Genomic DNA, 12,147 nt, shown 5'->3' with positions numbered 1-12,147 from the left:
TAAGGAATTTTTAAGTTGAGAAACAAGCTTTATGGTGAGATAATTAATATAGTTAATACATATACTAAGGAGATTAAAAGATATGGTAGAAATAATTAAAAAAATGATGAGTATCATGAATGATATTCATGACAAAATAATGGACAAATTCGGAGCAGGAACATATAATTTTTCAGATAAACAATTACATTTTATTATAATAGGTATAATAGGTATATTAATATTTGCAGTAACTCAAATAGTTTTTAAAAAGCTTGCTAAGCATAGTATAACAGCTATCTCTTTTATATATACATTTACTGTTTTGTTAGTAATTGTTTTTGGAATAGAGCTTGAACAAAAGATAACTAAACGAGGTAACATGGAGTTTGGAGATATTGCAGCAGGAGTAAATGGTTTTTTATATCTTTTTGGAATATACCTAGTAATAAAACTTATAGTTTATGCTATAAGAAATTTTAAAAAGGAAAAAAGAAAAAAATAATGAATTATGTATATATGTTAAATTGCATAGATAATTCATTATATACTGGATGGACAAATGATTTAAAGAAGCGTATTAAAGCACATTCAGCAGGTAAGGGGGCTAAATATACTAGGGCTAAGCTTCCGGTTAAACTTGTATATTTTGAAGAATATGAGGATAAAATAGAGGCTCAAAAAAGAGAATATTTTATAAAACAATTACCAAGACAAAAAAAGCTAGAATTAATAGAAATGTTTGATAGTGAAAAGATTAAGGAATATATTTAATATTAGCATAATAAAGAATACTGAAAATAAATATAAACATAAGAGAAAAAATTTCTTTTATGTTTTATTTTTTTAAAAATAGAGGAATTTAAAGAAAAAAATAGAAAAAAGTAAATAATAGAGTTTAATTTTTATAAATAAGCATAATAACTTAGAAATTGCTTTTAAACATCTAAAAGCAATGTTGTAGTTATTACTACATATGGTATAATAACTTATATCATTTAAAGAGTTATTAAATACAACTTTAAAAGTTTTAAGGAGATGATGGGGGAAAGTTTTAAAATATTTTAGGTGGACTAAAGGGGGAGGAAGTTTATGGGTTTTTATGAGATAGTCTTTTGGGTTGGAGTAATTTATACTGTGATAACATTTTTACTTGGAGGAGTTTCAGGAATACTTCATTTTGATGCACATGTGGATTCTCATATGGATACTCATATAGATACTCATGTAGATAGCTTCCATGGAACATCAACTTTTGCAGTATTTCCAATAAAGCCAATAACAGTAGTTTCATTTCTTACAGTTTTTGGTGGTACAGGTATTGTTCTAACTAAAAATGGATTTTTAGCAATTGTAGTTTTTATAATTGCCACATTTTTAGGATTATTAGTATCAACTTTATTATATAAACTAGTAGTAGTACCATTATATAAAGCTCAAAATACTAGTGCTGTATATCAAAAAGAACTTATAGGAATTAAAGCAACTGTAATCACGCCAATATTAAAAAATAGTTTTGGGACTATTGCCTATGTGGTAAATGGTAGTAAAAATAATTCGCCGGCTAAAAGTGTTAAGAATACTGCGATAAATCAAGGTGAAGAGGTTTTGATTTTTAAAATTGAAGATAATGTATTTTATGTAGAACCTTTAAATGAGAATAAATAAATAAAGGGAGAGAGAAAAATGGAGTTAAGTGATTTAGTTATTCCACTAATTATTGTAGGAGTTATTATACTTCTCATAATAACAATATTTTCAATGTGGAAGAGAGTTCCACAAGATAAGGCGTTAGTAGTAACAGGGCTTAAGAAGAGAGTTATAACAGGTGGTGGAGGACTTGTAATACCACTATTAGAAAGAACAGATAAAATATCACTCGAGAATATGCAGATTGAAATTAGAATAGAAGGAGCATTAACTGGTCAAGGAGTTGGTATTACAGCTGATGGTGTAGCTGTAGTTAAGGTTAAATCAGATACAGATTCAATATTATCAGCAGCAGAGCAGTTTAATACATCAAGGGGATTAGAGCATACATTACAAGTTATAGAACATACTACAAAGAATGTATTAGAAGGAAAACTTAGAGAAATTGTTTCTAAGATGACAGTAGAAGAAATATATAAAGATAGGGAAACATTTGCGTCTCATGTACAAGAGAACGCAGCTATTGGACTTGCTCAGATGGGACTTGAATTAAAAGTTCTTACCATTAAAGATATATCAGATAGAAATGGATATCTAGAAGCATTAGGAAAGCCAAGAATAGCAGCTGTTAAGAGAGATGCTCAAATAGCAGAAGCAGATGCTGCAAAAGAAACTAAAATCAAAACTGCAGAAGCAATAAGACTTGGAGAGGCTGCTAAACTTTTATCAGAGACTCAAATAGCAGAATCAAACAAACTTAAAGAGTTAAAGGTTCAAGCTTATAGAAAAGAACAAGAACAAGCAAAGGCTGTAGCTGATCTTGCATATCAAATAGAAGCAAATAAATCTAAAAGAGAAGTTTCAGAGACTGAAATTCAAGTAGAAATAACTAAAAAGCAAAAAGAAAGAGAACTTGCTGAAGCATCAGTACAAGTCGAAATTACTAAAAAAGAAAGAGAAATAGAACTTGCTGAAAAAGAAGCATTAAGAAAAGAAAGAGAACTTGAAGCTACAGTTAGAAAACAAGCAGAAGCAGATAAATTCAGACAAGTACAAGTAGCAGACTCTGTAAAGTATAAGGAGATTGCAGATGCAGAGGCAAGATCTAGGGCGATAGAATTAGAAGGAAAAGCTAAAGCCGATGCATTAAGGCTTCAAGGTATGGCAGAGGTTGATATTATAAGAGAAAAAGGTAAAGCAGAAGCAGAAGCTATGATGAAAAAGGCAGAAGCATTTAAACAATACAATGAGGCTGCTATGGCTCAAATGGTCGTTGAAAAATTACCTGAGATTGCTAAAGCTATTTCCGAACCTTTATCCAAGACTGAAAAGATTGTTATTGTTGACAATGGGTCAGGCTCAGAAGGAAATAAAGGTGCTGCTAAGGTAACAGGGTATGTTGGAGATATAATATCACAACTACCAGATACAGTTGAAGCTTTAACAGGAGTTAATATATTAGATTTTTTAAACAAAAAAGCACCAGTTGAAGATAAAACAGAAAAAGTAGATAGTAAATAATAAAAGAAAAGGCCGATAAGCTAAGCTTATTGGCTTTTTACATAACAAGAGAGTATATTATCACTTATTAATTATAGCTCATAGGATGATAAGGAATAGTTAATAAGTCTTTTGTAATTGGAAATAGTTCTTAAGTACTTATTTTTATAGAAGTAAAGTGGGGGTGATTTTTTACTTGAGCTTATTACTTTATTTTTTGAGTTTGAGTTATTAGTAGAAGTTCTGTTAAGTTTTGAAGAACAACCACTAAAAGAAATGATTTGAATTAAAATTACTATGATTAGTTTTTTCCATTTCATAATTAGCACCTTTTATATTTTATCTGTGTAATAAAAAAGTTTAAATAGAATATTTAGAAAATAGTTTAAAAGTATCAAATTTAAATATTGTTAAAGTTTACCGTAAACATCGGTAGCTATTTTTTGTTTAAGTATTTCTTTACCATCTTGTTTGGTTATAAAGTAAGAAGTTACTTGAATTTTTCCATTGGATAAGGTTTTACAGTCTTCTGCTACTAAATCATAAGTTTTATTGCCTTTTTCAGAAGCATTTCCATAAATGTTGAAAACAACTTTTTTATTTTGAACATAGCTTTCTATATATATTGGTGATTTATAGGTATTTTTAAACTTATAATCTAATGATCCAAAATAAACAGTAGCATCTAGGCCATATTTTGAATAGCTTGTTCCAAATGAATGATTATGGCGTTCAGTTGGAAGTATTCCAGCATTCATAACAGCCCTGTACAAAGTTGTTGATACTTGACATATACCCCCACCAACTTCGTCTACTAATTTGTTGTCTTTAAATACGCCACCTAAATCAAATCCGTTTTTGTATGTCCTTTCACCTACAGTATTGTTGAAGCTAAAAGTTTCATCGGGTGCAATTATTTTACCATTAAGTTTAGATGAGCCAATTTCTAAATTTTTTTTTCTTCCTTCTTGTTGGTTAGCTGGAAAATCTGTGCTGAAAGTTCCTATAATACCATTAACTTTTGCTAAATCATCTTTTTTTATTTTTGGAATTTCTTCTTCTACTGGGATATCCACAGAGGTTTCTTCAGAAATTTCTCCATTAATAGAATCATTAATAATCTTTGACATCTGTTCATCATTTATTTTTCTACCATTTATTCCATCAGTAATGTGGGGAGTACCATTATTTATTGTGAGAGTAGCATTTTTAGCTACCTTATTTACTGTGGATTTTAATTTTTCTTCAAAAACTTTAAGTTTTTCTTTATTATAAGTAAAATCTAATTTTATATTGGTGTTTATCCCCTTTTTTATATTTTTATTTCCAAAATATATATTATTATCTTTTCCTAAGGACATTGCTTCTTTTATAGCTTTTTCTATATCATATTTGGGATCTAAATCAGAATACTTGATTTCAATATTTTTATTATCAGCTCTAACAATTAATTTTTTGTTTAAAATTTTATCACTAAATTCTTTTTTCAAAATGTCTTTTGCTTCATCTTCAGATTTATTAGTTAAATTAATCCCTTCAACTTTTATTTCTGGATATATTTTATTACTCCAAAGTTTAACATTATTCTTTGCATTAATAGAATAGATCCCAAATGTACTCAATATAACAACCATTGTAAGAATACTAATAATATTCCTTTTGAAATTTTCTTTTTTTTTCTTCTTTTTATGCATATTTTCCCCCTTGTTTTAAAGCTTAATATTTCAACTTAAGTTTCAAAAATATTTAAAATCAAATTTCCTTAAATATAGTATAATGTTAAAGTTTTTCTAAATTTAGTTAAAATGTTTCTAAAATATTTCTAAAAAGCACTTTAGAACAAAATTTAATTTAATATTCTAAAGTGCTTGTTTTATTATTCAATATTTATTATTCTTTGAATTCGATTATCTTCAATAGAATATTTATTTTCTTTCACATAGTAACAAGTTAACAATAATTTTGTTCCGCTTTTATTCCAAAGAGCAGAAAAGTTATTATTATCATTATTTTTGATTTCTTCAGTAGTAGAGATTTTAGATTTTATTATTAATTTATTTCTAGATACTTCACCTATAATTGGATGGAGAACTGAAGTTTTGTTATCAATGAATTGAGTAAATAGCTTATTTTTTGTCTTATTATACGCATAAGCATCCAATTTCATTAAAGTAGATGATTTGACTGAATAATCTAAAAATTCAGTGAGTTCATTAGATGAAAAATTGTATATATAAGCTTCAGTTTCTTCAGAATTATTTTTTATAGTTTCAAATAATAATCCTGAGTCTTTATTTAATAAGTGAAAATTAGAGGAAACTATATCTAGATTACCGGTATCTTTTATAATTTTTGGAGCTGGATCGTCAAAAGTAAAAGTATATATTTTATTTTTTAAAGCACCATAAAATTTATTATTTATATGTGAATATACTATTGCCATACCGATTTTTTCGTAAGGATATCTGTCTATGTCTTTATATAAAGTTTCTTCATCAATAGAGATAGATTTTCCTGTATCTCTATCTATTATATGAGATACGAAATTTGTATTTTCAAAACCATTTCCATTACCGGCTTTAAGATCATAATATTGAATTAGTATATATTTCTGGTTATCGTCTATATACTGTATATTGCCATACATATTATTTTCAAATATAAGGCGACTTTTTTTAGTATATAGGTCAAATTCGTAGTAGGAAGCTTTAGGCTTTAAAGAATCTTTTTCGCAATTAAAACTAGCTGTTAATAGTTTACCATTAGAATAACTACCTTCGGATATTTTACCAGGAATATTCAATTGTAAATCGCTTGTTTTTTTAGTTTTTGTATTATAAAGGTACAAATCATCACTATTATAAGTAATTAATAAAATATTATCATCATCAAACCAATCTAAAAGCCTATAGTTATTAAGTTTAACTTGTTCACCATTATAAATTTTAAGTTGATTACCATCAAATTTTTTGCTTGCTTCTTGAGTATTATTAATTAATGTAGTCCCTTTTGAAATAGTTCCTTTTTTAGAAGATTTATCTTCTTGCTTTGAAGTTACATTAGTAGAAGGAGTGTTAATTGCATTGGTTTTATTTTTATTAGGCGAACATGATACAAATAATAGGGATAATATAATCAAAAAAATAATGGAAAGTTTAATATTTTTCATTTTACGTACCTCGCTTTAAGAACAAGTTGCTTTATTTTAACAGACTTATATTGGGGGTTTTTGCGTTAGAATAACAAGATATAAAACTTGAAACTATAAATATTTATAATTTTAAAACAACTAATAATTTTTTTCCATAAAGGTAGAATCTCCTTATATATTTTATAATATAAGGAGAGCATTTCTAATGATAATAAAGTTATTTCTAAGTTGTTTCCGAAAATGGAATTTTTATCATAACATTAAAAGTTGTATCAGAACTTAAAGTTATACTTCCCTCATGTTCTTCAACTATAGTTTTACATATATATAGTCCAAGACCTAAACTACCTTTTTTTGATTTTGAGTTTCCTCTAATAAAAGGTTCTAGGAGATTTTCTAATATGTTTTCTGAAATTTTTTCATTAGAATTTATTATTTCTAAACACCAAAAATTATCCTGTAAATAGTTATTGATGTAAATTGATGTGTTAGGAATGCTATATTTAATAGCGTTGTCCAATAGATTAATAACAAGTTCTTTTATTTTGTTTTTAAGACATTTTAATTCTAAATTTTCTAAGGAGGATACAAGTTTAAGATTATGTTTGTTCAGGCTTAAGCTCAAATCAAAACAAATATCTTCAATGAGTAGTTTGGTATTAGTTATTTCAAAATCTTCATCTATTCTAGAGTTTCCCTTTGATGTTTCTAAAAGTTCAATAACCAACTTATGAAGTCTATTGCTTTCTTCTAAAATTCTATTTGAAGCCCTTTTTTGAAATTCTTCATCATTTAAATCGCCTTCACTTAATAGTTGAGCGTAGGCTGAAATGCCAGTTAGAGGTGTTTTCAATTCATGGGTAACATTGTTAAAAAAATCTCTTCTGGTAGCTTCTAATTTAACTATTTTATTTTTTTCTTTTTGAAGCTTATCTATATAATTTTTTATTTCCTGAGACATAGTGTTAAATTTTTTAGCAAGTATACCGATTTCATCATTACTATTAATTATAATTTCATTATCATAAAAACCATTTGTTATATTCTCAACTGATGAAGTGAGTTTATTTAAAGGTCGAGTTATTTTTGTAATAAGGTAGTAAGTAAATAAAAAGGCTATTAATAATGTTATTATTTGAATTATAGTAATATTTCTAATAAAATCATTATTAGATTTGAAGAAATCCGTATAATCAAGTTTAAATGAAGCAATACCTAAAAAATTATTATCAAAATATATAGGATAAGAAAAATGTAATATAGTTTTGGTTGAATAATCTTCTAAGTAATAAAAGGATTTATTATTTACAGCTTCTAAAATATCTTTTTTATAAGAAACATATTTATTATCTAAGGTAGGATTAATTGCCTCTATTAAGTTTCCATTAGTATCACTCATTGAAACATAGCAGTTATTTAATAAACTTAATTTAACTGCTATATTGTATGAAGACTCTTCAAATGAAGTTTTATTTAGTGGTTTATTTTCAAGAGTAAGTTGATTACGTATAAATTCTCTAGAGTTATTCATTATTGATAACATGGAATCTTCAATTTTTTTATTGTTATTTTCTTCAAAAGTAGTTCTTATCTTGTAATTAAGAAATACAGAAGATGAAAAGAAAATTATAAATATACCAAAAATAAACTTTTTCTTTAAGCTGCTTTTAAATAATTTATTTTTCATCATATCCTCTCATTTTATATCCTACTCCAAAAATAGTTTCTATTAAAGTATTATCATCCATAAGTTTACTTCTAAGTCTTCTTATATGAATATCTACAGTTCTAGAGTCGCCATCATAATCCATTCCCCATACTTTATCTAATAGGGTTTCTCTATTAAATACTATTTCTCTATTTTGAGATAGGAATAGTAAGAGCTCAAATTCTCTTGGTTTAAGTTTGACCTCTTCTTCATTAAAAATAACCTTACGTTGTTTCTTAAATAACTTAATAGACGAATTTAATTTGATAAAGGGGGTCTCCTCCTGTTTTTGAATAGTAGTACTATAATTAGAAACTCTTCTAAGTGCTACTTTTATTCTAGTTATGACCTCTCTAATATCAAAAGGCTTAGTTATATAATCATCAGCTCCAAGCTCTAAGCCTAATATTTTATCAACTATATCATTTCTAGCAGTAAGCATAATTATAGGGGTATTATTATAATTTATCTTTCTACAAACATCAAAGCCATTCATATCAGGTAGCATAATATCTAATATAACAAGGTCAGGAGCAAAGGTTTGAAATATGTCTATTCCATCTTGTCCATTAAAACATTGACGAGTTATAAAGCCTTCTTTCCTAAGAGCAAATGATAATGCATCGGAAATTGAATAATCATCTTCTATAAGTAAAATTTTGTCTTTCATAAGTTGAAAATCCTTTCTTTTATAGTATTAGACTAATTATAAAACAGTAAAAAATATATTACAATATTGAGAAAAAATACATATATAAAAAATAGACTTTGACTTTCTTTGACCTTTGTATTATTATATTAAATATAGAGAAAAATATTAAGGTCTGTAAAAACTTAAAGGAAAGGATGAGATGAGTTATGAATATTGAAAAAATGACATTGAGAGTGCAACAAAGTCTAAATGAGGCACAATTAACTGCTGTAAAATATAATCATCAGCAAGTGGATGTAATTCATCTGTTTTCAGCGCTTGTAAATCAAGATGATGGATTAGTGCCAAACATTTTTGGGAAAATGGGAGTGGATTTAAAAGCTTTAAAAAATACTGTTCATGTTGAGCTTGATAAAATGCCTAAGATCCTAGGGGAAGGAGCTCAGAGTTCTGGAGTCTATGCAACTAGAAGAATAGAAGAGGTATTAGTAAAAGCAGAAGGTATAGCTAAAAAATTTAATGATTCATATATAAGTGTTGAGCATGTTATGCTTGCCATTATGGAAGTTGATAGCAATGGAATAGTAGGAAAAATATTAAATAAATTTAGTATAAATAAATCTGATTTTATGAAGGTTTTAGCTGAGGTTAGGGGAAGTCAGAGAGTTGATAATCAAGATCCAGAAGGTACTTATGAAGCGTTAGCAAAGTATGGAACTAATTTGGTTGAACTTGCAAAAAAGCATAAGTTAGATCCTGTTATAGGTAGAGATGAAGAAATAAGAAGGGCTGTTAGAATTCTATCAAGAAGAACTAAAAATAATCCTGTATTAATAGGTGAGCCTGGAGTAGGTAAGACTGCTATCGTAGAAGGATTAGCAGAAAGGATTGTAAGAGGGGATATTCCAGAAGGTTTAAAAGAGAAGATAATTTTTTCCTTAGATATGGGAGCACTTATTGCTGGAGCTAAATATAGAGGTGAGTTTGAAGAAAGACTTAAGGCAGTTCTTAAGGAAGTGCAAAATTCTGATGGAAGAATAATTTTATTTATAGATGAAATTCATACTATAGTTGGAGCAGGAAAAACAGAAGGTGCTATGGATGCAGGAAATCTTATAAAGCCTCTTCTTGCAAGAGGAGAACTTCACTGTATAGGAGCTACTACCTTTGATGAATATAGACAATATATAGAGAAAGATAAAGCTTTAGAGAGAAGATTTCAACCAGTAATAGTTGATGAACCAACTGTTGAAGATACTATTTCAATATTAAGAGGTCTTAAAGAAAGATTTGAAATACATCATGGAATAAGAATACACGATTCAGCTATAGTGGCAGCAGCTAAACTTTCTCATAGATATATTCAAGATAGGTTTTTACCAGATAAGGCTATAGATTTAATAGATGAAGCTGGTGCTATGATTAGAAGTGAAATAGATTCTCTTCCAACAGAATTAGATATGGTAAGAAGAAAAATGTTTCAATTAGAAACAGAAAAAGAAGCATTATCTAGAGAAAATGATGATGCTTCAAAAGCAAGACTTGCAACATTAGAGAAAGAACTGGCTGAACTTAAGGGTAAGAATGATGAGATGACAGCAAAATATGAAAAAGAAAAAGGTCATATTTTAGAGCTTAGGAATCTTAAAGCTGAACTTGATGAAGCTAGAGGTATGATTGAAAAGTATGAAAGAGAATATGATTTGAATAAGGTAGCAGAGTTTAGATATGGTCTTATACCAAAGCTTGAAGAAAAGATAAAACAAAAAGAAGCTGAAACTAGAGAGAACTATGAAGGTGCTCTACTTAAAGAAGAAGTAACAGAGAGTGAAATATCAGAAATTGTAGCTAAATGGACTGGAATTCCTGTAAGTAGATTAGTAGAGGGAGAAAGACAAAAACTTTTAAGACTTGAAGATGAGCTTGAAAAGAGAGTAATAGGCCAAAATGAAGCGATAAGGAGTGTTTCAAGCTCAGTTATAAGAGCTAGAGCAGGAATGAAGGATGAAAGAAGACCTATAGGCTCATTTATATTCTTAGGACCTACTGGAGTTGGTAAGACAGAACTTGCAAAGACATTAGCTAGGAATTTATTTGACAGTGAAGAAAACATTATAAGAATAGATATGTCAGAATATATGGAGAAATACTCTGTATCAAGACTTATAGGAGCGCCTCCAGGATATGTAGGGTATGAAGAAGGGGGACAATTAACAGAAGCTGTTAGAAGAAAACCATATTCAGTAGTTCTATTTGATGAAATAGAAAAAGCGCATGAAGATGTATTCAATGTGTTTCTTCAAATTTTAGATGATGGTAGACTTACAGATAATAAAGGAAAAACAGTAGATTTTAAAAATACTATAATAATAATGACATCTAATATAGGAAGCAATTATTTATTAGATAATAAGAGTGAAGAGACTATAGATGATAGTATAAGATCTTTAGTTATGAATGAAATGAAGGCTAGATTTAGACCAGAATTTTTAAATCGATTAGATGATATAATATTATTTAAGCCTTTAACAAATGAAGGAATAAAGAAGATTATAGATATATTCTTAGAAGATGTTAAGAAGAGACTTAAGGATAGAAATATAACTATGAAAATAACTGAAGGTGCCAAAGAAATATTAGCTAGAGAAGGTTATGATCCTATATATGGAGCTAGACCACTTAAGAGATATATAGAAAACACATTAGAAACAAGTATTGCTAGAAAAATCATAGCTGGTGAAATTTATGATGGATGTACAATTGGAATTAATTCAAAGGATGATAATATAGTTATAGAAAAAATATAATAAAAAGAGGATGCTTTAAAAATAATTTTAGCATCCTCTTTTTATAATAGCTTCTAAATTTAAAGCACATATTAGGCTTAATACAGATAGTTATAATTAGGATAAATAGCTATATAGTTTCAGTAAAACCAAAAATTTTAGCAGTTTCTTTAAACTTTTTAGCTACATCAAAATTTTCTTTTTTTTCATTAACTTCTCCAAGCAAGTAATATATTTCGCCGTTGGAGCTACTTAGAGTAAGAGCTTTATTTAAAATTTCTTCAGCTTTATCATAGTTATCTTCCAAAATAAGTTTTTTGCCTAAATTTATATAGATGTTTACGTTGTTTCTTAAAGAATCTTTTTTTAAAACTTCATCTAAAACAACTTTAACTCTTTTAACTGTAAAAGGTTTTTGTAGATATGTAGAAGCTCCCAGTTTGGTACATTCAACAGCATTTTTAATTGTACCAAAGGCAGTCATAACTATTACTGTAATAGTTTTATCGTATTTTTTTATTGCTTTCAAAAGTTCAGTTCCTGACATACCAGGCATTTTTATATCAGTAAATACAAGAGATACTTTATTTTTATTTAATAATTTTAAAGCTTCTTCACCATTTGTAGCCTCCAAAACTTTATATCCTTCCATCACTAAAAATGTTTTTAACATTTCTCTAATATTTTTAGTATCATCTACTATAAGTACTTGTTTCATTAA

10 protein-coding genes are annotated in these 12,147 nt (G+C 27.7%); 5 read left to right on the top strand and 5 right to left on the bottom strand.

Annotated features, from left to right (window positions below):
- Window positions 1-82 precede the first annotated feature (82 nt).
- The 4 genes from BUB01_RS02390 (at window position 83) to BUB01_RS02375 (ending at window position 3,150) form a co-directional block, all read left to right on the top strand.
- Window positions 83-484 (top strand): hypothetical protein, encoded by a 402-nt coding sequence (locus BUB01_RS02390; RefSeq protein WP_072984938.1) that lies wholly within the window; start codon window positions 83-85, stop codon window positions 482-484.
- Window positions 484-753, top strand: coding sequence for a GIY-YIG nuclease family protein (locus BUB01_RS02385; RefSeq protein ID WP_072984936.1), 270 nt, complete (start codon window positions 484-486; stop codon window positions 751-753). The genes BUB01_RS02390 and BUB01_RS02385 overlap by 1 nt, the downstream gene beginning before the upstream one ends.
- Before the next feature lie 318 nt (window positions 754-1,071).
- Window positions 1,072-1,647 (top strand): NfeD family membrane protein, encoded by a 576-nt coding sequence (locus BUB01_RS02380; protein WP_072984935.1) that lies wholly within the window; start codon window positions 1,072-1,074, stop codon window positions 1,645-1,647.
- A gap of 18 nt (window positions 1,648-1,665) precedes the next feature.
- Window positions 1,666-3,150, top strand: coding sequence for a flotillin family protein (locus tag BUB01_RS02375; protein WP_072984933.1), 1,485 nt, complete (start codon window positions 1,666-1,668; stop codon window positions 3,148-3,150).
- A gap of 389 nt (window positions 3,151-3,539) precedes the next feature.
- On the opposite strand, the gene BUB01_RS02370 is transcribed toward BUB01_RS02375, so the two are convergent.
- From BUB01_RS02370 to BUB01_RS02355, 4 genes are all read right to left on the bottom strand, one after another.
- Window positions 3,540-4,823, bottom strand: a complete 1,284-nt coding sequence (locus tag BUB01_RS02370) for a VanW family protein (RefSeq protein ID WP_072984931.1) — start codon at window positions 4,821-4,823, stop codon at window positions 3,540-3,542.
- A gap of 182 nt (window positions 4,824-5,005) precedes the next feature.
- Window positions 5,006-6,298 (bottom strand): hypothetical protein, encoded by a 1,293-nt coding sequence (locus BUB01_RS02365; protein ID WP_072984929.1) that lies wholly within the window; start codon window positions 6,296-6,298, stop codon window positions 5,006-5,008.
- 205 nt (window positions 6,299-6,503) lie between these two features.
- Window positions 6,504-7,967, bottom strand: coding sequence for a HAMP domain-containing sensor histidine kinase (locus tag BUB01_RS02360; RefSeq protein ID WP_072984919.1), 1,464 nt, complete (start codon window positions 7,965-7,967; stop codon window positions 6,504-6,506).
- Entirely contained in the window at window positions 7,957-8,658 is a 702-nt protein-coding gene (locus BUB01_RS02355; RefSeq protein WP_072984917.1) for a response regulator transcription factor, read from the bottom strand. The genes BUB01_RS02360 and BUB01_RS02355 overlap by 11 nt, the downstream gene beginning before the upstream one ends.
- A gap of 188 nt (window positions 8,659-8,846) precedes the next feature.
- On the opposite strand from BUB01_RS02355, the gene clpB reads away from it, so the two are divergent.
- A complete protein-coding gene (gene clpB, locus BUB01_RS02350) occupies window positions 8,847-11,447 on the top strand; it encodes an ATP-dependent chaperone ClpB (protein WP_072984915.1) in 2,601 nt (866 codons plus the stop codon).
- Between the two features lie 109 nt (window positions 11,448-11,556).
- On the opposite strand, the gene BUB01_RS02345 is transcribed toward clpB, so the two are convergent.
- Window positions 11,557-12,144, bottom strand: coding sequence for a response regulator (locus BUB01_RS02345; protein WP_072984913.1), 588 nt, complete (start codon window positions 12,142-12,144; stop codon window positions 11,557-11,559).
- Window positions 12,145-12,147: the final 3 nt, after the last annotated feature.

The sequence above is a fragment of the Clostridium cavendishii DSM 21758 genome (assembly GCF_900141845.1).
Classification (GTDB): Bacteria; Bacillota; Clostridia; order Clostridiales; family Clostridiaceae; genus Clostridium_AG; species Clostridium_AG cavendishii.
The sequence above is the reverse complement of the archived record's forward strand: the minus strand, read 5'-3'. Positions and strand labels throughout refer to the sequence as shown.